16 protein-coding genes are annotated in these 23420 nt (G+C 64.0%); 11 read left to right on the forward strand and 5 right to left on the reverse strand.

Features of this window, described 5'->3' with window-relative positions:
• Positions 1–8 precede the first annotated feature (8 nt).
• The 7 genes from ACTPOI_RS19465 (at position 9) to ACTPOI_RS19495 (ending at position 8748) form a co-directional block, all read left to right on the forward strand.
• Entirely contained in the window at positions 9–2240 is a 2232-nt protein-coding gene (locus tag ACTPOI_RS19465; protein WP_440111756.1) for a hypothetical protein, read from the forward strand.
• A gap of 182 nt (positions 2241–2422) precedes the next feature.
• A complete protein-coding gene (locus ACTPOI_RS19470) occupies positions 2423–3397 on the forward strand; it encodes a hypothetical protein (protein WP_440111758.1) in 975 nt (324 codons plus the stop codon).
• Between the two features lie 68 nt (positions 3398–3465).
• The gene (locus ACTPOI_RS19475) at positions 3466–4758 is read left to right on the forward strand and encodes a phage capsid family protein (protein ID WP_440111760.1); all 1293 of its coding nucleotides are present in this window, start codon (positions 3466–3468) and stop codon (positions 4756–4758) included.
• A gap of 79 nt (positions 4759–4837) precedes the next feature.
• A complete protein-coding gene (locus tag ACTPOI_RS19480; protein ID WP_440111762.1) occupies positions 4838–5314 on the forward strand; it encodes a hypothetical protein in 477 nt (158 codons plus the stop codon).
• 71 nt (positions 5315–5385) lie between these two features.
• The gene (locus ACTPOI_RS19485; RefSeq protein ID WP_440111765.1) at positions 5386–5814 is read left to right on the forward strand and encodes a hypothetical protein; all 429 of its coding nucleotides are present in this window, start codon (positions 5386–5388) and stop codon (positions 5812–5814) included.
• 1 nt (position 5815) lies between these two features.
• Positions 5816–6484 carry a phage adaptor protein gene (locus tag ACTPOI_RS19490; protein ID WP_440111767.1) on the forward strand — a complete coding sequence of 223 codons (669 nt, stop codon included), beginning with the start codon at positions 5816–5818 and terminating at the stop codon, positions 6482–6484.
• 23 nt (positions 6485–6507) lie between these two features.
• Positions 6508–8748: a hypothetical protein gene (locus ACTPOI_RS19495; RefSeq protein ID WP_440111769.1), complete on the forward strand. Its 2241-nt coding sequence runs from the start codon at positions 6508–6510 to the stop codon at positions 8746–8748.
• A 3-nt stretch (positions 8749–8751) separates the two neighbouring features.
• Here ACTPOI_RS19495 and ACTPOI_RS19500 read toward each other — a convergent pair whose 3' ends face one another.
• The 5 genes from ACTPOI_RS19500 to ACTPOI_RS19520 form a co-directional block, all read right to left on the reverse strand.
• On the reverse strand, positions 8752–9354 hold the full coding sequence (locus tag ACTPOI_RS19500) for a hypothetical protein (RefSeq protein ID WP_440111771.1): 603 nt from the start codon (positions 9352–9354) through the stop codon (positions 8752–8754).
• A gap of 86 nt (positions 9355–9440) precedes the next feature.
• Positions 9441–9671 (reverse strand): hypothetical protein, encoded by a 231-nt coding sequence (locus tag ACTPOI_RS19505; RefSeq protein WP_440111773.1) that lies wholly within the window; start codon positions 9669–9671, stop codon positions 9441–9443.
• 107 nt (positions 9672–9778) lie between these two features.
• Positions 9779–10192 carry a hypothetical protein gene (locus tag ACTPOI_RS19510; RefSeq protein ID WP_440111775.1) on the reverse strand — a complete coding sequence of 138 codons (414 nt, stop codon included), beginning with the start codon at positions 10190–10192 and terminating at the stop codon, positions 9779–9781.
• Between the two features lie 120 nt (positions 10193–10312).
• Positions 10313–11140 carry an ORF6N domain-containing protein gene (locus tag ACTPOI_RS19515; protein WP_440111777.1) on the reverse strand — a complete coding sequence of 276 codons (828 nt, stop codon included), beginning with the start codon at positions 11138–11140 and terminating at the stop codon, positions 10313–10315.
• Positions 11137–11313 (reverse strand): Arc family DNA-binding protein, encoded by a 177-nt coding sequence (locus ACTPOI_RS19520; protein WP_440111779.1) that lies wholly within the window; start codon positions 11311–11313, stop codon positions 11137–11139. Before ACTPOI_RS19520 ends, ACTPOI_RS19515 begins: the two co-directional genes overlap by 4 nt.
• A gap of 108 nt (positions 11314–11421) precedes the next feature.
• Between ACTPOI_RS19520 and ACTPOI_RS19525 the strand changes: the two genes are divergently transcribed.
• The 4 genes from ACTPOI_RS19525 to ACTPOI_RS19540 all read left to right on the forward strand — a co-directional run bounded on the left by ACTPOI_RS19525 (position 11422) and on the right by ACTPOI_RS19540 (position 23388).
• Complete coding sequence (locus ACTPOI_RS19525; protein WP_440111781.1) at positions 11422–11937, forward strand: Arc family DNA-binding protein; 516 nt, start codon at positions 11422–11424, stop codon at positions 11935–11937.
• Between the two features lie 122 nt (positions 11938–12059).
• Positions 12060–12344 carry an ADP-ribosyl-(dinitrogen reductase) hydrolase gene (locus ACTPOI_RS19530; protein ID WP_440111782.1) on the forward strand — a complete coding sequence of 95 codons (285 nt, stop codon included), beginning with the start codon at positions 12060–12062 and terminating at the stop codon, positions 12342–12344.
• A gap of 16 nt (positions 12345–12360) precedes the next feature.
• Positions 12361–12747, forward strand: a complete 387-nt coding sequence (locus tag ACTPOI_RS19535; RefSeq protein WP_440111784.1) for a hypothetical protein — start codon at positions 12361–12363, stop codon at positions 12745–12747.
• A gap of 204 nt (positions 12748–12951) precedes the next feature.
• Entirely contained in the window at positions 12952–23388 is a 10437-nt protein-coding gene (locus ACTPOI_RS19540; RefSeq protein ID WP_440111786.1) for a PLxRFG domain-containing protein, read from the forward strand.
• Positions 23389–23420: the final 32 nt, after the last annotated feature.

The following is a 23420-nucleotide window of genomic DNA, read 5'->3' on the forward strand; positions in this document are numbered from 1 at the left end:
GGCCTCCCATGCAATACCTCAAACCCCCCGCCAATGCCGACCTGGGCCAGCCCATGACCCCGCGCGAGTTCGCGGACATCATCGACGAGGCCATTGACCAGCCGCCATGGCGCGCCCAAGCGGACAAAGAGGCCGACTACGTGGACGGCAACCAGCTGGATAGCCAGCTGCTGCAGCGCTTGCAGGCCTTGGGCATCCCGCCGGCCAAGGAGAACATCATCGGCCCGACCATCGCCGCGATGTGCGGATACGAGGCCAAGACCCGCACGGACTGGCGCATCACACCGGACGGCGACCCCGATGGCCAAGACGTGGCCGACGCCATGAACTACCGGGTGAACCAGGCAGAGCGCCAATCGGGTGCGGATGCTGCAATGTCAGCCGCCTTCCGGCCGCAGGTAAGCGTAGGCATGGGCTGGGTGGAGGTGGCGCGCAGCAGCGATCCATTCACCCCGCCGCAACGCTGCCGTGCCGTGCACCGCAATGAGATCTTCTGGGACATGCGCGCCAAGGAGAAAGACCTGTCCGACGCGGGCTGGCTTTTCCGCGAGCGCTACATCAAGCGCAGCCGGGCCGCCGCAGCCTTCCCCGACCATGCGGAGCTGATTAAGCAGGCCGACGCTGCCAGTGGTATCGGCGGGTACGGTGGCTATGTGGTGGAAGGTGGCGTATCGACCGGGCTGAACGCGGGCGTGGATGTGAATCGCGCATGGACCAGCCGCGAGCAGGCGTGGTACCGGCGCGAGACGAATGAGGTGTGCATCATCGAACTTTGGTACCGGCGCTGGGTGAACACGACGATCATGCGCCTGCGTGGCGGCCGGATTGTGGAGTTCGACGCGAACAACCCCGCCCACCAGGCGGCCGTGGCCAGCGGCCAGGGCAAGCTGGAGCGCACGACCGTGGCGCGCGTGCGCCGCAGCTACTGGATGGGCCCGCACTGCCTGTTTGATGGCCCCACGCCGTACCCGCACCGGCACTTCCCGTATGTGCCGTTCTGGGGCTACGTGGAGGACATGACCGGCGTGCCGTTCGGCCTGGTGCGTGACATGCTTTTCCCGCAGGACAACCTGAACAGCACCATTGCCAAGCTGCGATGGGGCATGGCAGCGACCCGCACGGAGCGCACAAAGGGCGCTGTGGCGATGACGGACGCCCAGTTTCGCAAGCAGATCGGCCGCCCGGATGCGGACATCATTCTCGACCCGGATGCGATGGCGCAGCCCGGCGCGCGGTTCGAGGTCAAGCGCGATTTCCAGCTGAATGCCCAACAGTTCCAACTGATGGCCGACAGCCGCGCGGCGCTGGAGCGGGTATCTCCCGTCACCCCGGCCATGCAGGGGCGCACCGGTACCGCCACCAGCGGCGTGCAGGAGCAAACGCAGCTGGAGCAGTCGCAGGTATCCATGGCGGACCTGATGGACAACTTCAAGGACGGCCGCACGATGGTGGGCGAGCTGCTGCTGGCACTCATCATCGAGGACATGGGCAAAGAGGAACAGGTGATCGTCATCGAGGGTGACACGCTCAACCCGCCGCGCACGGTGGTGCTCAACAAACCCGAGGTGGACCCCGAGACGGGCATGCCCTACCTGAGCAACGATGTGCAGCGCACCCGCATCAAGGTGGCCCTGGAGGATGTGCCATCGAGCAGCAGTTTCCGCGCGCAGCAGCTCAACGCCCTGTCCGAAGCCGTGAAGGCCGCGCCGCCCGAGATCCAGCAGGTAGTGATGCCATTCATGATCGACCTGATGGACCTGCCCCGCAAGAAGGAAGTGGTGGAGGCCATCAAGGCGGCCAGTTCCGGGAAGGTGGACCCCGAGGCCCTGCGTGCACAGATCAAGCAGGAGCTGATGTACGAGCTGGAAGAACGCAAGTTGGCAGTTCAGGAGCGCGAGAGCGATGCGCGCATCAAGAACCTGATGGCCCAAGCAGTGCAAACCGGCGTGCAGGCTGCGTTTTCTGCTATGCAAGCAGGAGCGCAGGTGGCGCAGATGCCGCAGATTGCACCCGTGGCCGACGCGATCATGCAGGGCGCCGGGTACACCAAGCCCGCACGCGGCGATGACCCGAACTTTCCCACGGCCGATGTGCCGATGCCAGTGCCGCAGGGCCCAGGCCCCATGCCTGGCGGGGTGCCGCAGAACACCAGCCCGACATTCCCGCCCGTGCCCGATGACGGCACATCCCCGATGGAGGGCATCGAGACGGCCACGCCAGCAGACAACATGCCCGCGTGACCCCTATTAGGTTTTCGGGTTTGCAGCGAACCGCCAGACACTGCAATCCAGCCCGCTCGTGATGAGTCGGCCCCCTCCCACCGCTGGAGAGTGAGAGGGCTGGGGCTTCAATAGTCCCGGCCCTGTCCCTCGAATCGGTGTGCCCAAAACAGGCCCAGCCGGATAGCTGGGATGGAGCACAAGTGACAACTGAAGCACAGCAACTGCTGGATGCGGCTTTCGCCGGAACACTGAACCTGGACGCGGATGCGGGCCGGGATTCTGCCGTTTCTGCACCGCCCAGCGAAGCAGGCCAACCGGCCGAAAACACCGCCCCCGCCGCCACGGCAGGCGCAGCCGCTCAGGATGACGAGCAGCCAGCGCCCATTGCCAGCAAGTCGGGTGCGTACACGATCCCCTATGAAAAGCTGACCGAAGCACGGCAGGCCCGGGACACGCTCAAGGCTGAAAACGATCAGCTGCGCGCGCAACTGGCCAACCTGACCGCCGCACAGGCGCAAAACCTCGCCGCCGCACAGGCACAGGCGCAGGCCCGGGCGGACGCCGGGGCAGCACCTACCGCAGCGGACAGCAATCTCGCGGTGGCCCAGGCTGCAGCGGATCAAGGCGTGGATGTCTCCCTGTTTGGTGACTTCTCCGAGGAAGCGCTGGCCAAGGGTGTCGCCGCACTGGTAGAGCAACGCGCCGCCGCCATGGTGGACGCCAAGCTCAACGCAGCGCTGGCACCCCTGCGCGAGCGTGAAGCCCAGAGCGCCGTCACCGCCCACGAGCAAACGATCTACGGCGCCCATCCGGACGCCGACGAGGTGTACGAATCGGCCGAGTTCAAGGCATGGATGGGCAACCAGCCCAGCTACGCCCGCGCGGCCATCGAGCACACGCTTGCCAAGGGCACGTCAGCACAGGTGATCGAGGTGTTTTCGACATTCAAGGGCGCAGCAGGCAAAGGCAATCCCGCCGATGCCGTAACCCGCGCCCTGGCGAACGCAAAGCAGCAGCCCCCGATGAGCTTGTCGGACCTGCCTGGCGCCGCCGCATCCGGCACTGGTGACGCGGAGCGGCTTGCCGCCCTGGCCGGTGATCCTGCAGCGCTGATGGACTTCATGGCGGGTTTGAGCCCTGAAAAGCAAAACCGGCTGATGAATAGCGTGGTGTAAGCCACGACCCGTAACCCCCGTGGGCTCCCTCGTGATGAGGCCGCCCCATCCCCTTGATGGAGGTCAGCATGACCAGCAAAACCGCCGTGGCTTCGGGCTCCCCGAACGCCCAATTCGTACAGGCTGCCGGGCTTTTCGCTCAGTCGATGCAGCGCAACTCGACCATGAACCGCATGGTCGGCAAGATGCCCTCCGGCGAGGGTGAGGTCAATGCCGTGCTGCGCAAGCAGACCAGCACCGACATGCCCGTGGTCCGCACCGTAGACCTGTCCCGCGGCAAGGGCGATGAGGTGGAATTCCACTTCGTTCAGCCCGTAGGCGCTTACCCCATCATGGGTAGCCGCCAGGCCGAAGGCAAAGGCACTGGCATCTCGCTGGACAAGGACCGTGTGCGCGTCAACCAGGCGCGTTTCCCGGTGGACGTGGGTAACACCATGACCGACCTGCGCAGCCCTGTGGAGTTCCGCAAGATTGGCCGCCCCATTGCCCAGTCGCTGATGGACGCCTACCAGGACCAGTCGATGCTGGTGCACATGGCTGGCGCCCGTGGCTTTCACGACAACATCGAGTGGCGCCTGCCCACAGCAGACCACGAGCTCTTCGCGGAAATGGCCATCAACCCAGTGATGGCCCCCACGAAGAACCGCCACTTCATCGCGGACGGCACGACGATCAAGCCTTTCGCTGTCAGCGGTGGCGAGGTGGACCTCCAGACCACGGACACGCTGGACATGGATGTGGTGGACAGCGTTCGCACCATGATCGAGTCGATTGCCCTGCCGCCCCCAGCGATCAAGCTGCCGGGCGACAAGGTGGCCGAGGACTCGCCGCTGCGCTGCCTGATGGTGTCGCCTGCCCAGTACCACAGCTTTTCCAGCGACCCGAACTTCCGCCAGTTCCAGGCGAATGCGCTGGCCCGCGCGTCCAAGGCCGACAACCACCCCCTGTTCCTGGGCGAAGTGGGCCTTTGGAACGGCATCCTGATTTGCAAGATGCCCAAGCCGATCCGCTTCTACGCCGGTGACACGATCAGCTACTGCAACTCGAACACCAGCGAGACGGAAACCACCTGCATCGTCCCTGCAGCCTTCGGCACCACGTTCGCCGTGGACCGTGCATTGCTGCTGGGCGGCCAGGCGCTGGCACAGGCCTTCGGCCGCAGCGACAAGGGCGGCATGCCTTACTTCTGGAGCGAAAAGACGTTCGACCACGACGACAAGATGGAACTGCTGATCGGCGCGATTCAGGGCCTGTCGAAGATCCGCTGGGCCGTGGACCAGGGCAACGGTGTCAAGCACTTCACCGACCACGGTGTTATCGCCCTCGATACGGCTGTGCCGATCATCGGCGCCCGCCAGTAAGCCAGTGTGATTGACCCGGGCGGCTGAGAGGCTGCCCGGCCCACACCCCCAGTTCATAGATTCGATTACGGAGGCTGACATGCCCACGATCACCCGCAAAGTAAACCCCCGCAACCTGGTAGGCGCGACCCCTTGGGGCAACGCCCATGGCTTGCAGTATTCGCTGCAGACCGCTGCCAACGGTAGCGCCATCGGTTCCGATTCCACCGCCGCAATCCTGGCTGCCGACAAGGTGCGCCTGGGCCGCATCCCTGCCGGCTCCGTCCTGCTGGACAGCATGGTGGTGATTTCCACTGGCATGACTGCCACCATCACCGGCGATCTCGGTTTCGAGTACATCGACGGTGTGGACAGCACTGCCGTGCCGCAAGACCTGCAGTATTTCGGCGCCGGCCTGGCCCTGGCCACCGCTGCCCGACTGCGCAACACCACGACCAAGGCCCCGGTCACGCTCCCCAAAGATGCGTGGCTGACCCTCACGACCGCAGTGGCGGCCAATGCCAAGGTATCGCGCATCGACGTGGTGCTCACCCTGGCAAGCGAAGGCGTCGCGTAAGCACACGCCACCCCCAAGGAACAAGCCGGCCCGCCCGGCTTGTTTTCCATCCACACACTGGAGCGTCCACCATGGACCTGACACGCATCACCTACGAAGGCCGCAAGGCCTACCGTGAATCCCACTCCGGCAACACCTGGGCGCCTGGCGACACCAAGCTGGTGCCCGCTGTCGCCGCAGAGAAGCTGCTGCGCTTTGTGGAGTTCAAGCGGGCATCCGAGGCCAAGAAGGCCGACAAGCCTGCCGACACTGACCCGACCGACAACACCCCCACCGATTCCGAGCAGGAAGCCGCCATGGTGGTGCAGCAAGAAGCAGACCGCGTGAAGGAGCAGGAGCGCCTGGCCCTGGAGCAGATGCTGCTGACCGTGCAGGCCATGGACAAGAGCGCGCTGGAAGAATACGCCCGCAAGTACGAGGTGGAGCTGGACAAGCGCCTGGGCGTGAACAAGCTGCGCGCCGAAGTATCCACGCTGGTCGAACAGTTCGGAGCACGCTGAAATGACCCTGCAGCAGCTGATCGAGCGCTTTCGCAATGATGCGGATGACCGCATTGCCCCGTTCCTTTGGAGCGACGAATGGCTGGCTGCGTGGTTCACCGAAGCGCAGGACGAGGCCGCCGTGCGCGCCCGCCTGCTGCTGGACGACTACAGCCCTGCCGTCACGGAGATTGCCGTGTCGGCCGGCGTGGACAGCTACCCGCTGCACCCCAAGCTGTACGAGATTGCCCGGCTGGATTTCATCCCCGCGGCAGGCCGGGCCACCGAGCCCTACCTGACCACGCGCGAGAAGCTGGACCGCGACCGCCCGGAGTGGCGCAGCATGCCCCCCGCCGATCCGGTGTGGGCCATCCAGACCGATACCCGGCTGCGCCTGGCGCCCGTGCCTGTGCAGGATGGATTGCTGCGCCTGGAGGCGTACCGCCTGCCGCTCAAGCCGCTGGTCAACGATGGCGACAAGCCCGAGATCCACGAGGCGCACCACATCCACCTGTGCAAGTGGGTGATGCACCGCGCATTCGGCCGCCCGGACGCTGACACGTTCGACGCAGGGCGCAGCCAGCAGGGCCGGGACGACTTCGATGCCTATTTCGGACGGCGCCCCGATGCCGACCTGCGGCGCTCGACCCGACACGACGAGACGCAGGCCAATGTGGCCTACATCCTGTAAACCGATTCAAGAAAGACCGCGCCATGTACGGATTCAAACCCCGCGCCGCCCAACGCCTGGCCGATGGCGGGTTTGTGGCCACCGCCAAGCGCATGATTGGCATGAAGCCCGATGACCCGGCCGAGGCCGCGCGCCTGGCCGAGTACAAGGCCAATGCTGCGCGCGAGAAGGCTGCCGCCAAGGCGCCCGCCGCTCCCGCCCCTGCGGCTGCCATCACCCAGTACACCGGCATGGCAGCCACCGAGCGCCGGATGAAAGAGCAGGGCCTGGCCGATGGTGGCCTGGTGGCTAAGATGAAAAGCGCCGATGCAGGTGCCGCGCCGTTTGGCTCCCGTGGGCTCAACCAGCTGCGCGAAATGCCCGCCAAGATGCAGGCCATGGGCTTCGGCCCCGCCAAGGCCGAGGCGCCCGCCGGCGACCGTGGCGCAGCCGGGCTCAAGGCCATGATTCCGCAGATGGAGGCCATGGGTTACAAGCAGCAGCCACAGGCCGCGGCCGATGGCGGGCTGATCCGCGGGCCCGGCACTGGCACCAGTGATTCCATCCCCGACGAAATGGAGCCCGGCACGTTCATCATGCCGGCCGACTCCACCCAGGCGCTAGGCCTGGACGACGAGGCGGGCGAGGGCGAGAAAGTGCCCGTGCGCGTGAGCGACGGCGAGTACCAGCTGCCGCCCGAGCGCGTGCAGGCTATCGGTGCGGCCGTGCTGGAGGCCATCAAGGGCGCGACCCACACCCCGACAGGTCAGGGCGAAGCGCCCGAAGGCGAGCAGCCCATGGCGCGCGGGTTCAAGCCCAAGGGCGAGCCGCAGCAGTTCTTTGCCGAAGGCGGCCGGGTGAAGTCTCCCGAGGAACTGGAGCGCATGCGCAACCAGACCGCCATGTACGTACAAGGCGCGCAGGCTGCAGCAGCCAGCCGACCACCCGCGCCGGTAGCCAATCAGCCAACCGCCAATCCAATCTCCAAGCCAATGGCTGCGGCGCCAGCCCCTGCGCCAAGCCCGGCCAGCCCTTCGGGGCTTTACATGCAGGACCGTACCAACGAGATGCGCGAGCAGGTCGGCGCCGGGAACTACGCCCAGGCCGCGGGCACCGCAGCGCGCACCGCCGTGCAGGGCCTGGGCATGTATGGCATCGAGCTGGCGGACAAGGTGGCAACCCCTGCCGTCAATCTGGCGGCCGGCTTCGGTCGTGGCCTGATGGGTGGCAGCGATGCGACTGCGGCACAGCCAACCGCAGCGCCAGCACCATCCGCGCCGATGCCAGCGACTGCCAGCACGCCCGCTGCACCCACCTCGACCAACCCCACCGACATGCGGCTGGCCACTGGCGCACAGACTGCGCAGTCCGGCACGGCGCCTACCGCTGCACCGTCTGGCGGTACAGAGATCGCCCCGGGCGTGTTCCGCAACGCCCCCGGCCAGTACAGCGACAACGCGGGCGGCATTGGCATGCCTGCCGGGTTCACTGGCAAGCCGAGCGCACAGAACATGGCCGCAGCCGACAACCTGGCCCAGCGCAGCGCAGGCGCAGCACCAGCCGCGGCAGGGTTTCCCGGCGTGACGGCGCCCACAGTGCGCAACAGCACCAACGACTGGGCAGCACGCAAGGCCCTGGAGAATGCAGCCACGGCGGCAAGCTCCATCACGGCCAACGGCGGCGCATTCGATACCACAGGCCCCGGCGATTCACCTGCCCAGGCTGCGTACAAGGCTGCGCTGGCCACCGATCAGGTGATGCAGCAGGCCCAACCCGGCGCCGACATCACGGCGATGCGCGAAAACGCAGGACTGCAGCGCGAAGGTGTGCAGCAGGCCGGAGCCACCACGCGCGCTGGGATGCAGGAAGCCGGCGCGAATAGCCGCGACGCTGCCCGCGTGAACCTTGCCGGGCAAGAGCTAGGCATGAAGCGCGAGGCGCAGGGGTTCCAGACCCGGGCAGCCGCGCAGCTGGAGAACCTGCAGACCGCCTACACGAACGAGAAAGACCCGGGCAAGCAGGCAGAGATCGCGCGACAGATCCGCGGGCTGCAGGGCAAGACCGACCCGGCCGAGTGGGCTGTGCAGGTCACGCCAAGCACCAAGAACGCCGATGGCAGCACGACCGAGGGCAGTGTGATCCGCTACAACAAGGCCACGGGGCAAGCGGAGCGGGTGGATGTGGGGCAGGGCACAAAAACGCAGCAATTCAAAGCCGGAGAGGTGTATCAGGACGCTGCGGGGAACAAGCGCAAATGGAATGGCGCCAGCTGGGACAAGGTGTAGAAGCTAGCGCACCGGCACGGCCGTTGACGGATCAAAGCTGCCGTTGCGGGCTTTGAATTCCGTCAGCAGGCGGATCACGTCTTTCGTTTGTCCGGCCACAAGGTGAGACTCCCGTGCTTTGTCTTGCGTGACCCACTGAACGAAGTCGCGGCTGAAAAACACCTCGTCCGCGTCTGGGTGTGCTGCGTAGATCCTTCGGTAGTGATGCTCCAACCGGATGTGTCCGTCCAATGTGGAGATGTTTGGATGCTGGTTGCGCAATTCCTGCGGGAGCGGGTAGCGCTCGCACATATCGGATGGGCCCGAAGGCACGCCGTACAGGCAGTCGCAGGCCCGCCGGATCGCCTGCGCTGCTGGCTGCCAAACAGTCGATTTCGCGTGTACGACTGTGCAAGCATCTGGTGACTTGGGAGCAAGCAAGCCGCGCCCGCCGCCTTTGACAATGGTGAAGAAGCGATCGGGATGCTGCTGGGCGCACAGCTGCACGCCGGCCTGATATGCCGTCGCATTCTGGGTGCCTGGCATCTTGTCCAGGATGCAGGTGGCGTAGTTCGCAGCGAAGGCCGGGGCGGCAGCCAAGAGCAGCAGGGCAGGGGTGATGCGCATGGGCGCAATGTACCAAACAGCAAAAGGAGCAGATATGGAACCGAACAAAGTGACGCCGGCAGAAGCCCGAGCCTATGAGGTACTGATCAATAACATTCTTGCCCAATACTATGGCAGCGACTTTCAAAGCCCTGCAGCACAGCCTCCGGCACGGATTCCGACATTAAATGCACCCGAGCAAACTCGGCCTGCGCTTGGAACGCGGTTGAAAACTGCGCTCTTTGGTTTGGCGTCAGTGTTCGCAAGATGGCGGCGGTAAAGGCCTGCATCGCCATCAGCTCGCCGCTGACGTGCGCAATCTTGTCTTTGTCTGTCATGGAATCCCCTCGGGTGATGGTTGTGTGAGAACTCCATCGTAGCCCGAGGGGTTTTTGGGGCGTGACGCCCCGGCAGTCACCCAGCGCTGATCCGGTGCCAGCGCTGCCTACCCGTTCTGTCGCTCCACGAACTCCACCATCGCCGCCATCTGCTCAAAGAGCGCGCACATGTGGGCCAGCATCATCCCAAATGCGCAGCTGGAGCGCGAGAAGGTTTTGCGACCGAGGTTGAGGGCGCCTGCGGCCTTGAACCATTCCGCCTCGAAGGCGCTGCTGTCCGCAAAGTCCATGGTCTTCATGCGCGCAATGTGAGACGCGGTCAGCTCGACGGCAAAGTCGATATCGTTGTCGCAGTCGTCCCAGTGTTCGTCGGCACAGCGAATCTTGATCATGCACTCAAGGTCCGCTTGCGCCTTCGCCAGCGCGAGTGCCACGGCCTGGCTGAAAATCGGCAGGGCTTGTGCCTGCGCTTTTGGTGTGCTAGCCTTCATGTTGAAATTTCTCTGGTTGAGTGGTTTCACTTGAAAGCCCTGGCAGGTACGAACTGCACAGGGCTTTCGCCTTTGTGGGGGTCAGTTTCGCTCGGCTCGGAGCGTTGCCGACCAATCCAATCCTGCGGGTTTTGACCGATTGGGTTGGATTCACGCCGCGCTCTGCAATGAAACTACGTTTGATTGCTTCGCCATCTGCAAGCGAATCGGCTCCGAGGCCCGCAGATACCACATGGGGCGGTGGCCTACGTGTTGACTGTGCTGGCTCTTGAAGGGCTCCATGACGCCGAATTCCTTGCCGGCCTCAGTTAGTACGTAGCTGCCATCTTCATTGCGGACCTGCAGTCCGGCCTCGACCAACAGGGCGTTGACCTTTTTTCCACCAAGCGCAGGGTTCAGGGATGCGCCCAGCTTTGACGGGGTTACGGGCACTTCCTGAACTGCTATGTTCCCGCTCAACATTGGGGTGCAATCGACACCGGATTCCTTGTTGACCAAGTCGGCGGTGATGACCCGCGCCATATTCGTTTCCACGCCCATCAGCTTGCAGAGTTTGATGCTGGCCTGTGCGATGGCTGCCGCCTCGCGGTAGCGCTCGGAAACTCGGGGTGCTTTTGCTGCCTCTGCCTGCCGTACAAGTGCAGCTTCCTTTCCTCGGTAATAACCCGTCACTACTTGCCGCTGGACTTGCCATGCAAGATCGTCTGTGAATGGCTTGACTAGCATGGTGTACCCCTGTTCTGTAACAAGGATGAGCCCGTTTGGCGCGGTGAAACCCATTTCGCGGGCTTCGTATGCGTTGCGTACGAAGTAATCTTCGCCTTCTACAAGTCGATGCTTGTGGTCATTGAAGGTGCGACGTGCTGTGCCATCGGGACGACCGTGCACAGCGTCAACCTGTGCGAGTGTCGCCACGCGCTGCCCTCGATGCTCAATCACCTGCAACTCGGTGTCATTGATCGTTACGATGCCGCTCATGCTTGTGCTCCTTGGGGTTGATTTGCCTGCTGTGCGGAGCGGGATTGCTCCAGACGCACAACGATCTCGCTGTTCAGGCTGCGACGGTTGTCGATTGCTTCATGCTGGAGCCAGGCTTTCAACTCCTCCGGCAATCGCACCTGGGCAATTGGTGATCCTCTGCTTACGGTCATGTCGTACTCCTATGCTTTCCGTCCACAATGCGTGTACGGTGCACGCATCATATAGTGCGTGCACCGTACACGCAATACCCGACCAAGCAATGCGGCTATGATGCACGCATGGCAACAAACAAGCCTCAGACCGATTACCAAAAACAAGGCGTGCGCATACCGAAGGATTTGCACGAGCGAATTCATGAGGCCGCAGCTGCGTCCGGTCGTTCGTACAACTCGGAACTGATCGCGCGCCTTGAGTCTTCGTTTGGAGATGGGAATCAGGGCTTGGCCGTCTTCCGTGTTCAGGCCCATGGCAACGGGGGTGTGCCCGCTGATGTACGTGATCCAGAGATAGAGATGCGCCGTACGGCCAACCTCATGGCCCGCGCGAACCTGGAAGCCCTGCGCACCCAAGTGATGACACTCGAATCGCAGGCACTCGACCTGGAGTACAAGGCCATGCAACTCAAACTTCAGGCGCAAGAGTTGAAACGGACCGACGCCCCTGACTGGGATGCGCCGTTGGTCCATGCAAACGCGCTTGTGGCGAAAATGAAAGCCATCGACGTGAAGGTCGCCACGCTCCGCGCGTACATCCGAGAAATCGAGTCCTCGGAGAAAGCCCGGCCCAAGCCGTAAGTCACCCCTGACTTAGCCGCCTGCGTGGCCGCGGGTGCGCAACTGTTGAATGCACCCACAGTGGTGTTGTGTATTACACGAACCGCCGTAAAAGTGCGGCTGTGTGTATATACAATTCAATGATGCTGAACTTGATCGTATCCCCTGCAATCAGAGAAAAGCTCCTCAACAAACACGGCGTGAAGGTCGGCGAAGTTGAGGAGTGTTTTTTCAATCGGATGGGGCCTTACCTTGAGGATGATGAAGAGGACCACCGAACTGACCCTGCCACGCTTTGGTTTGTGGCCGAGACCAATAGGGGCCGACCTCTCAAAGTGGTCTTTGTAGCCAAAGACGGAAACGTCTACCTGAAGACGGCCTACAACGCCAACGCCAAGTCACAACGTATATATACACAATTGAGTTAACCACTGGAGAATGAAGATGGCAAAAGCCAAGAAGCCGGGAACCGACACTGCATGGGAAAGCGGCGAGCTTGGAGAAAACCTTGAGAGCGCAAAGCCAGCCTCTGCCGAGATGGAGCGCGCTGTCAATGACGCGCTGGGCCTGCAGCTCATCTCGATCCGACTGCCCAAATCGGTGATCGAGGATTTCAAGGTGATCGCGCAGATCGAAGGCATCGGGTACCAGCCGTTGATGCGTGAGGCGCTGGTTCGTTATGCTGAAAGCGAGTCCAAGCGGATGATGCGCGAGTACGCAAGCAAGGTTGCAGCAGACAAGGCGCTCGCTGCCGATGTGGAGGTTCGACCTCGCAGTTCTAGAAAGTCGCACGGCTCGCAACTTGACGAGCCCGAGCGCAAGGTGGCCTGACCCCCATCTGACCTGAAAGGCCCGCTTCGGCGGGCTTTTGCATTTGCCCCCCCACTGGGGTTTGGCCCCCGCCCCGTTCGTGGGAACCATGGGGGGATGGCAAAAGACACTTTCGACCCAACGACTGCGCGACCTGTCTCACCCTCCCCCAAGGATGAGTTCGATCCCGGATCTGCGCAGCTGGTGCCACAGGCTTCCCGATCCGTGGGCGACTACGCAAAGGACGCCGCAGCGTGGGCCGTCAAGGGCGCCATTGGCGTGCCCGAGGCCATTGTCGGCCTGGCAGACATTCCCACGGGCGGCGCAGTAGGCAAGGCACTGGAGAACGAGGGTGGCGCCTTTGGGTTCCGTCCCAAGCAGGCCAAGGAGATCGTCAACGACTGGCACTCCGACGCGACCAAGCAGGCGCAGCAGAAGTTTGAACAGGCCGAGGGCATCGGCGGCAAGTTCCAAGCTGCCATCCAGAACCCGTCGAACATCGTGGGCGCAGTGGCCGAATCGCTGCCCGCCATGGGTGCCGGCGGTGTGGCTGCACGCGGGCTGCTGGGTGCTACGCGCCTGGGGCAGATGGGCGCCAAGGGTGCCGCGCTGGCTGGTGCTGCTGGTGAGGGAATCATGGGCGCAGGCTCTGCCGCCGAGCAGATCCGCCAGGAAACCCCCGATGGCCTGCTGACCCCGATGCAATCGGCCGCAGGCGTTGCCACCGGCTTGACCACGGCCGCCTTTGGTGCGCTGGGTGGCAAGGCGGCCAACCGCCTGGGCATTGGCGACGCGGACACCATGATTGCGCAGGGCGCCAAGGGTGCCGCAGCTGCAGCCCCACAAGCCGCGGCCAAGAGCATCCCGCGCAGCGTCATCGAGGGCGCGATTTCCGAGGGCTTGCTGGAAGAACTCCCGCAATCCGTGTCCGAGCAGGGGATCCAGAACCTTGCATTGGGCAAGGAGTGGTCCGAGGGTGTGGACGCTGCCGCCGTCATGGGCGCGCTGTCGGGTGGTGCCATGGGTGGCGCTGCCGCCGGGTACAAGAGCTTCACGCAGCCCCGGGTAGAGCCTGGCGCGACCGCTGCGCCCGCCGCCACTGCGCCAGCTGGCCAACAGCCGCAGGCTGGCCCCACACTGGCGCTGCCCGGACCAGACCAGGGCGTGATTGCCGTGGGTGCCGATGGCACCGCACGCACACCAGCCTACCAAGCCCCGGGCTATGTGGGTGATGTGACCGATGTGGAGGCCAAGGCCATCGACCCCGTGCGCGAGCAGGTGGCCACCGCCGCCGCGCAGGGAGGCGCACTGTCTGCCGCCGCGCTGACTGCCATGGACACCGGCCTGACCGATGCCATGCAGCCGCCCATGGTGGAGCAAGCCGAGCCAGCGCCGATCAGCTTGGAGGAAGCGGACGCCCGCGACCAGGCCGCCTACGACCAGCACTGGGAGAGCTACGACGCCGACCCCGTGGTGGCCCGGTACTACGAGAACGACGACGACATCCCCGACTTCGACGCTGCCAGCAATGTAAGCGACGAGGAATTTTTGCGCTCACTGGGCGCCACCGATGAGGACATTCAAGATGCCATTGCCACTTCCCGCCAATCCACAGTCTCGCAAGGCGGTGCTGCAGTCAATGCTGGCACTCAAGCGAATGAGCCCGCAAGCCCGAGCCAAGGTGCTGCAGGAAATGAAGCCGGCCAAGCCAGCCAAGTAGCTGCAGGCCTGCCCCAGCCCGGCAACTTCACGGGCACACCGGGCGCCACCATGGGCACGGCGGGCCAGACCGCGCGCCCCGGTCCAGGCTTTGGCCTCAAGGATGCGCTGGCACAGATCCGCGCGAAGAAGCAGCAGGAGGCCACCAATGCCCAGGCTACCGAAGCGCCAGCACCCGCTGCCACCCCTGCACCCGGACCCGCTGCCGCCCCCGCCGTGGAAGCCGCTGGGGTAGCTGCGCCCAACATCAAGGCCATCACCGCCAAGCTGATCCCCGACATGACGGACGACGAGCTGCAGGTGGCGATTGCCCACTACGGCCCGGACCACAAGCGCACGCCCAAGCTGCAAAAGGAAGTGCAGCGCCGCGCCGGCACGATTTCCAAACCCCCAGGAGCCACCAGTGAGCCTCAAGCCCCTCAAGCCATCGAAGCAAGCCCGCAACCAGCGCAAGCAGGAGCAGCGCCAGCCGCAAGCCCCGCAATCGAAGGCAGCACCCAGCAAGCCCCTGCTGGCACACCAGAAGTTCGGGCACTGAGCAATGGCGCCCAGGCTCAGGACACTGGAGCGCAAGCAGCGCCAGCGCCAAGCGCGCCGGAAGCGGCGCCTGCAGCGCCGGAATTCACTACGGTCAAAACCGTTGACGGCGGTTCCGTCACCGTCCGCACTGCAGAGCTGAACAGCGACAAGGCGAAGCTGCGCCAGTACACCAAGGCTGGTAAGGCCAAAGCGGTGCCAGCCATTCACCGCGACAACCTGGACCCTGCAGGAGAGAAGCGCGCCGCAGTGGCGACGGAGGATGCGGCAAACCCGCTGTTCAACGTCATCACGACCAAGAGCGGAAAGCCTTTTGCGATCCAGTCGGCTGCAGAGCGGGAACTGAATCGCAGGGCCATGGGCGCCACGCATGAGGTGGTGCGGGCTGATGCTGTGCAAGCCGGCGGGCGAGGGTTTGTGATCCGGCGGAAAGAGGAAGCAAGGCAGCCGGAGGACATGCAGCCGTTCGCCGCAGACACTGGCACGCTTGGAATCCCCCGCGCGGAGATGCCGCAGATTCCGGCGCAGTCGCATGGCGGGCTGGTCAAGCACCTCAACGCGCAGGGCATCGAGCACGAAACAACGATGGTGGAGGCGGCCGATCTGAAACCCACACAGGCGGAATACTCGCCTGCCAAGGTAGAGGCAGCCAAGCAGTCCACTGGCGACCGCGCCGTGATCGTGTCCAACGATGGGCACATCATCGACGGCCACCACCAGGCACTGGCCGCGGCCGAGGAAGGTGAGCAGGTCAAGGCCATTGTGTTGGATGTGCCAGTGGAGCAGGCACTGGAGGCTGTGAAGAACTCACCGAGTGCGCAGCCAGCACCAGCGTCCACATCAGCTCCCATCCAGGACGCAGGCGAGAAGATCGGCGGCGCCCGCAAGGACCGCTGGAAAGAGCGTGGCCTGAATCTGGACGACCTGGATGCCATGACGGAATCCGAGGGTGCGGAGCTGGCCACCAAGGCGAATGTCTGGAAGCCAGACTACGAAGCGATGTCAGAGGCATCCGAGCCTGTGACCGCGGCGATGGTCAAGATCATCTACGACCAGCTGGCGGCCAAACCCAAGAAGAACACGCCTGAGGGGCGCCGCCAGTATGTGCAGATGATGCGCATCGTGCGCGACGTGCTGATCGAGGCCAAGGGCCCCGAGGCTGTGAAGAACGCTTTTCAGGAGATCCGAAAGCGTGCCGGGCTGAACACCATGGACCCCGTGGCGAAGGCAGCTGGCCGCGAATTGCTGTTCTCCGTTTACAAAGGCCGCAGCGATCCGTTTGTGTTCGGGTTCAACGAATTGCAGCGGGCGAAGAAGCTGGTGGCCGATGGCTTCCCTGCAAAGGCTGCACCCTGGAAAGCTCGTCTGGTGGTGGGCCGCGAAGAGGGCGGGCCTGGAACGACCAAGCGCGGAGTCGAGATCTACATGGCTCGTTCGGCGGAAGTCGGGACGCCACTGACGCGCGAGCAGATCCTGGACGGTTTCTACCGGGTAGTCACCAAGGACAACAAGGCGGTTGCCTTCGCGGCCAGCAAGGCCGATGCCGAGGCTGCAGCGGCCACTGTGTACGAACGGGACATGAAGGGCAAGAAGGACGGCAAACCCGAGCCCGTGCGCCCGAACCTGGACGAGCTCAAGCGCGAGAACCTGCCGCGGCGCATCGACCGCGATGTGTCAGCCGACGACTTTGTAAAAGACCTGGGTTTCCGCGGCATCGAGTTTGGCAACTGGTCCGCGCAGGACGAGCGCCAGCGCATCTTGAACATGGCCTATGACGGCCTGATGGACCTGGCCGAGATCATGGGCGTTCCCCCCAAGGCGATGAGCCTGAATGGCACGCTGGGCATGGCCTTCGGTGCACGCGGCGGCGGACGTTTCGCTGCGCACTACGAGCCGGGCAAGCTGGTCATCAACATGACCAAGATCCGGGGCGGTGGCTCGATGGCCCACGAATGGGCACACGCCATGGATCACTACTTTGGCGAACTGGACAAGCCGGATGCGTACACCACGCAGGCCCGCGGCGCGTCGGGCTGGTATTCCGAGGACCAATACCTGGGCGTGCCGCGCAAGCGCATGGAGCGCGTGGGCAATGAGTGGAAGAACGTCGAAAAGATGCGCCTGGACAACCTGCGGCCCGAGATGGCTGCAGCGTTTGACGGGGTGATGCGCGCCCTGTTCAGCAAGCAAGTCACCAAGGCGGAAATGGTGCGCAGCCATGAGCTTGACCTGGAGCGGACCGAGGCGCTGGCGCGCAACGAGCAGGTTGCCGACCTCAAAGCCATGTACCAGAACATGGTGCAGAACAAGCGGCAGGCCCTGAATGAGATGCGCGGCGACCCCGAGGGCACCATGTACGCCGGCCGCGGGCGCAGCGAGTACGCGAGCCAGGCGCAAAAGCTGTCCGGCAAGTCCACGGATGGCTACTGGGTGCGCCCCACGGAAATGTTCGCTCGAGCATTTGAAAGCTGGGTGTTCGACCGCGTGACCGCCATGGGCGCCAAGTCGGACTATCTGGTGCACGGAGTGGAAGAGGATCGGTTTGCGGGTGGCGCCTACAAGGGCAACCCATACCCAACGGGCGAAGAGCGTGCGCGGATCAATGCAGCATTCGACAAGCTCGCGGGCACGATCAAGACCAAGGAAACGGACAAGGGCGTGGCGATGTTCAGCCGCTCGCCCAGCACCAAGAGCGCCTACGAGACGCGTATTGACGCGCTTTTCGCCGGCGATCCCGCATCGCGCGTGGGTGTAAAAGTATTGGACCGGTCGGATGTTCTTGGGCTGCTGGGCTACCCCGATCAGCCTGTGGTTCTGGCCGAGGGTAAGGTGCGCCAGGGGCAGGACAACCACCAGCGCATGACGGCGGAGGTATGGAAGAAGATCCCGGAATGGTTGGACAATCCTGCGGCGGCCTTCGATAGCGACACTGTGCCCGGGCGCTTGGTGCTCATCGCCCCCGAGATGGTGAACGGGGCGCCAGTGCGAATGATTCTGGAGCCGAACACGGCAGTCGGAGGAATGCAGGTTCACCTGTTGGTGAATGCGTTTGATGCCGCTGGCCGTACGCCTTGGACGCGCTGGGCGGCTGATGGCCTCACGCGCTACATCGACAAAAAGAAATTCCCCGAAATCCTCACTCCGTCTGGACTGCAATTATCCAGGGTCGAGCAAGCATCGCGGGGAACAGCAAAGATTTTAACGGAGAAGCAGCTTGCTGGCTACCGTCGCGCCAATTCTTCGGAGTTTGCCCGGGCGAGCCAAGCTGGACTGTCTCCCGAGCAGGCGGTGGCCGCACTGTCTGCCGAGAACGCAGACGCCACCGCTGACCAACGCGACACGCAGCGCCGCCAGAGCGACGAGGGCCTGGTGGCCACGCAGATGCTGGTGGACGGCCTGACCGCCAAGTGGACCCGCGCGCCCGAGATCATCGTGGCCCGCAACATGCAGGACGGCAAGATCCCGCAGCGCGTGCGCGACTACGACGAACAGCTCAAGAGCCAGGGCAGCGACGGCGAGGCCCGCGGTTTCATCTACCAGGGCAAGGTGTACCTGCTGTCGGACGTGCTCAAGGGCCCCGAGCAGATTGCCGAGGTGCTGTTTCACGAGGCGCTGGGCCACTACGGGCTGCGCGGTGTGTTCGGGGATGGCCTGAAACCCATCCTGCAGCAGATGGGCACGATGCGCCGCAAGGACGTGCTGGACAAGGCGCGCGAGTACGGCATGGTGAGCAAGGGCATGAATGATGTGGCCACCTGGGCGGCCATGAGCGAGCGCGACCGGCTTTCAGCGGCAGAGGAAGTGCTGGCCGAAATGGCGCAGAGCCAGCCGACTATCGGTTTTGTGCAGCGCGCGGTGGCTGCCGTTCGCACCTGGCTGCGCGCGAACGTGCCCGGGCTCAAAGACCTGGCGCTGACGGACGCCGAAATCATCCGCAGCTACATCCTGCCGGCCCGGGGCTACGTGACCCGCAGCAAGGAGACGCGCGAGCAGTCGCTGCAGCGGGCCATGATGGCGTTCAGCCGTGATGTCGGAGAATCTGCACAAAACACAGCGCTACTTTCAGGCATGAATCGCAAGTCCATACAAGCCCGCGCAAAGCAACTTGGGTTGCCTGCAACTGGTACAACTGGCGAAATTTCCAGACTTGTAAGCATCGCAGAAGCCGATCCGCGCACTTGGTCAAAGGACGATTTTGATGCGATCAAGCACTATTTGAGCGTGCATCAAGACTTTGGCGCCAATGCAGAAGCAGCAGAGGCCAGAATTATGTCTGGCGGACTGGATCGCGGCATGGTTGACAACTTGGGCGCCATGGATACGAACGGATCGCGCACGTTTGCCAAGGGGCTGACAGAAAAGCGGGCCTACGTGTTTGTCACGGGCGCTTTGAAGTACCAGCCAGGCGCAGGCGCGCGCCTTGCCCCGGGGAATGTTCCGCTATTTTCGGTAACGCCCCAGCCGGGCAAGACTATTTTTGAAACCATCAAAGCCACGGCCCGGAATCAAAACATTTCGGGAGCCAAGTCAGCAACGGAACTGACTGCATTCAACAGCTGGTTTGCTGGCTCCAAAGTTGTGGATGCCAATGGCAAGCCGATAGTGATGTTTCACGGAACCACACAGACTTTCGACGCTTTCGACCTCAAATTTGCGTCATCCGGCATGTATGGTTCCGGCTTTTACTTCACGGATGAATTCAGCCTTGCCAGGGATTACGCCGCAGGCGGCCCGGTGATGGAGGTGTATCTGTCGCTGAAAAACCCTGCCACTCAGTCCGTAGTGGATGAGGTAATCGAGCAAGTGGGCGAGGACAACGCGGATGACATTCGTGCAGAGCTTATCCGGCTGGGGCACGATGGCGTGTTGGTGGATGATGCGGGAGAGTTGCTGGCAGTTGCTTTTGAGCCGTCCCAAGTAAAAAGCGCGGTGTCGAACAACGGGGATTTCAACCCTGCAGATAACCGCATCAACTTTGACCGCGCCAGCGAGAAGGATGCTTCTGCATTTTCTCGCTGGTTTGCTGGCTCCAAGATCCTGGACGCAGAAGGCAAGCCGCTGACCGTGTACCACGGCACCCAAAATGCACCGGAAGGAATTGAGGCATTCGGGGCAAGCCAGGGCTTTGCTGGGCAGAAAACCGCTGGCGCCATCTGGTTCACCAGCGACGCAGCCGAAGCGTCTGGCTACGCGAACTGGGTGCAGGGGCGCGGCAACCCAACCGTGTACCCCGTGCACCTGTCGATCAAAAACCCTGCTTCACTGCGCGACTACTACAGCGCAGCGGATGCGACCGGCGTGGATGGCGACCCGGAAATCGGGCTGTACGAACCGCGCGTGATTGCGGAGCTGAAAAAGCGCGGTTTTGACGGGGTGCGCTGGACTGCTGCAGAGTACGCGGAAGATGCAAGCGCTGGGCAGGGCCAGACCATCGTTGCATTCAAGCCTGAGCAGGCCAAATCTGCCATCGGCAACAACGGCAACTTTGACCCCGAGGACGGCCGAATCAATTTCAGCCGCGCCAGCATGAGCAGCCTCAAGGCCAGCGCCATGGACCAGATTCACAAGACGCTGACCCACCCGGGCAAGGTGTCGATGTGGGACAAAACCGTGGGCACCATGCGCCACCTGGGCGAGCGCGCCCCGGCCTTCAAGCCGGTGTTCGACGCGGCGCAGCGCTTCATTGATGACGTGTCCACCCTGGCCAACGAGGTGGCGGACGCTGCACCGCGCCTGCTGCCCCGCGTGGAAACCCTGGCCGACCTCAAGAAGAAGCCGATCAGCGCCGAGGACAACAAGGCGATTGCCCGGCCGCTGTTCGAGGGCACGCTGCTGTGGGGCCGCGACGGCAACGGCAAGCCGGTGCTGGTGGATGACCTGGAGCAAAAGTACGCCAACATGCCCGCCGACGACAAGGCGCAGATGATGCTGCGCGCCGGCCGGCTGGATGCGGGCGTGCTCAAGATGTGGCGCGGCCTGCCGCTGGACCAGTACGAATCGGCCATCAACACCCGGTTCCAGAGCACCATCCTCAAGCCGGGCGTGGTGTGGTCCGAGCAGGAGCTGAAATCCCTGTTCAACGCCACCCCTCAGCAAATCAGCCTGTACCAAGAGGCGCGGGCGGCCATTGACCGCTCCATCGACGTGACCGCGCGGGCCGACATGCTGCGCGTGCTGGGTGCCGAGTACGCCCCCATGCGCGATGCGGTGATGGAAACCCCCTCGATGACCGACGCCCTGAACCTGCTGGTGGAGACGCTGGAGCAGGAGGCCAAGGCCGACCCCGACCAGCGCGACCGCCTGGCGGGCCAGATGCACCAGCTGCGCACGCGCCACGACAAGGCCCGGGAGCTGATGGCCGAGGGTTACGCCCCGCTGTCGCGCTTTGGCCGCTACACCGTGGACGTGGTGGACGCCGCCGGCGAGCGCCAGTATTTCGGCATGTTCGAGACTGCCCGCGAGGCCAATGTGATGGCGCTCAAGATGCGCGACCAGTACAAGGACGCGGCGGTGACGCAGGGCACCATGAGCCAGGAGGCCTACAAGCTGTTCGCTGGCATCACGCCCGAATCGCTGGAGCTGTTCGGCAACATGCTGGGCCTGGACGCCGAGGGCGACGACGCCCGGGACAAGGCTTTCCAGGAATACCTCAAGCTGGCCAAGAACAATCACAGCGCCTTGAAGCGCCTGATTCACCGCAAGGGCATTGCCGGGTACTCCGAGGACGTGGGCCGCGTGCTGGCCAGCTTCGTGTATTCCAACGCGCGCCAGGCGGCCGGCGGGCTCAATGCGGGCACGATGGAAACCGCCATCAACAACATCCCCAAGGAGCAGGGTGAGCTCAAGGACGTGGCGCTGGGCCTGCAGGGCTACATCCGCGATCCGCAGGAAGAAGGCCAGGCCATCCGGGGCATGCTGTTTGCGCAGTACCTGGGCGGTTCGGTGGCTTCGGCCTTCGTCAACATGACGCAGCCTTTTGCCGTGACCATGCCCTACCTGAGCCAGTTCGGCGGGATGCGCAAGGCCAGCGCGCAGATGGCGCGCGCCGTGAAGGACGTGGGCAACAAGGACTTCAAGGGCGAGCCGGACCTGGCCCGCGCGCTGCACCAGGCCGTGGAAGATGGCACGGTGGCGCCGCAGGAAATCCACCAGCTGATGGCGCAGGCCCGCGGCGCTGGTGGCCTGCGCACCGGTGACGGCACCCGTGTGGGCGATGCCCGTGCGGCCGCGTCCAACACCTGGGAGCGCGTGAAGGTGGCATGGGGCCAGCCATTCGCCCTGGCCGAGCAGTTCAATCGCCGCAGCACGTTCATTGCCGCGTTCCGCATTGCCAAGGCGCAGGGCAACCAGAACCCGGCCGAGTTCGCCCGCAAGGCCGTGCTGGAAACTCAGTTCCTGTACTCCAAGGCGAACAAGGCCCGGTGGGCGCGCGGCGCCGTGGGCGGCACGCTGATGACGTTCAAGACCTACAGCGTGTCCTACCTGGAGCTGCTGCAGCGCACCTGGAATGCGGGCACACCCGGCAGCCCCGAGCGCGCAGCCGGCCGCCGTGCGGTGGCGTGGTCCATGGCCATGCTGATGCTGATGGGTGGCGCGGGCGGCCTGCCGTTTGCCGAGGATCTGGAGGACTTGATCGACGGGATCGGCCAGCTGATGGGCTACAACGTGAGCGCCAAGCAGTGGCGCAAGGAAGCCATGCGCGGCGTGCTGGGCAAGGAGCTGGCCGGGTTCGTGGAAAGTGGCGTGTCGGGGCTGCCCGGTGCACCCATCGACGTGTCGGGCCGCCTGGGCATGGGCAATCTGATCCCCGGCACCGGCCTGCTGCTGACCAAGCAAAACCGCGACCGCGACCTGCTGGAAGTGGTGGGCCCGGCCGGCGACCTGGTGTCCCGCGGGTTCACCGGTGCGCGCAAGCTGCTGACCGGCGACGTGGGCGGCGCGGCGCTGGAGGTGTCGCCTTCGGCCGTGCGCAACGCGGCCAAGGGCATCGACATGGCCACCAGCGGTATCTACAAGGACACGAAGGGCTACAAGGTCATCGACACGACGCTGCCCGAGGCTGCATCCAAGTTCATCGGGTTCCAGCCGCGCAGTGTGGCCGATGTGCAGCAGGCCAACTCGTTCATGCAGCGCAGCAAGAGCTTCTACGTGCAGACCAGCAGCGAAATCAAGGCGCAATGGGCCGCTGCCCTGTTCAGCAAAGACGAGGCAGCGCTGCAGGATGTGCGCGATCGGCTGGACGCCTGGAACCGGAACAACCCGGACCAGCGCATCAACGTGAACATGCCTGACGTGTGGAAGCGGGTGCGTGAAATGGGCAAGGACCGCACCGAGCGGATTGCCGACACTGCACCCAAGGCCCTGCGCGAGCAGATGCGCCAGGCGGCGAAGGACCAGCAGGGGTAGGCCCCCACTTGGGTTCGGTGGAATCCCCATGC

It is taken from the genome of Acidovorax sp. BL-A-41-H1, from assembly GCF_051942715.1.

What these genes read in the sequence shown, in the direction of transcription:
- ACTPOI_RS19465 (WP_440111756.1), top strand. Translation starts at nt 9, where the DNA reads ATGCAATACCTCAAACCCCCCGCCAATGCCGACCTGGGCCAGCCCATG.
- ACTPOI_RS19475 (WP_440111760.1), top strand. Translation starts at nt 3,466, where the DNA reads ATGACCAGCAAAACCGCCGTGGCTTCGGGCTCCCCGAACGCCCAATTC.
- ACTPOI_RS19480 (WP_440111762.1), top strand. Translation starts at nt 4,838, where the DNA reads ATGCCCACGATCACCCGCAAAGTAAACCCCCGCAACCTGGTAGGCGCG.
- ACTPOI_RS19485 (WP_440111765.1), top strand. Translation starts at nt 5,386, where the DNA reads ATGGACCTGACACGCATCACCTACGAAGGCCGCAAGGCCTACCGTGAA.
- ACTPOI_RS19490 (WP_440111767.1), top strand. Translation starts at nt 5,816, where the DNA reads ATGACCCTGCAGCAGCTGATCGAGCGCTTTCGCAATGATGCGGATGAC.
- ACTPOI_RS19495 (WP_440111769.1), top strand. Translation starts at nt 6,508, where the DNA reads ATGTACGGATTCAAACCCCGCGCCGCCCAACGCCTGGCCGATGGCGGG.
- ACTPOI_RS19500 (WP_440111771.1), bottom strand. Translation starts at nt 9,354, where the DNA reads ATGCGCATCACCCCTGCCCTGCTGCTCTTGGCTGCCGCCCCGGCCTTC.
- ACTPOI_RS19505 (WP_440111773.1), bottom strand. Translation starts at nt 9,671, where the DNA reads ATGACAGACAAAGACAAGATTGCGCACGTCAGCGGCGAGCTGATGGCG.
- ACTPOI_RS19515 (WP_440111777.1), bottom strand. Translation starts at nt 11,140, where the DNA reads ATGAGCGGCATCGTAACGATCAATGACACCGAGTTGCAGGTGATTGAG.
- ACTPOI_RS19520 (WP_440111779.1), bottom strand. Translation starts at nt 11,313, where the DNA reads ATGACCGTAAGCAGAGGATCACCAATTGCCCAGGTGCGATTGCCGGAG.
- ACTPOI_RS19525 (WP_440111781.1), top strand. Translation starts at nt 11,422, where the DNA reads ATGGCAACAAACAAGCCTCAGACCGATTACCAAAAACAAGGCGTGCGC.
- ACTPOI_RS19530 (WP_440111782.1), top strand. Translation starts at nt 12,060, where the DNA reads ATGCTGAACTTGATCGTATCCCCTGCAATCAGAGAAAAGCTCCTCAAC.
- ACTPOI_RS19535 (WP_440111784.1), top strand. Translation starts at nt 12,361, where the DNA reads ATGGCAAAAGCCAAGAAGCCGGGAACCGACACTGCATGGGAAAGCGGC.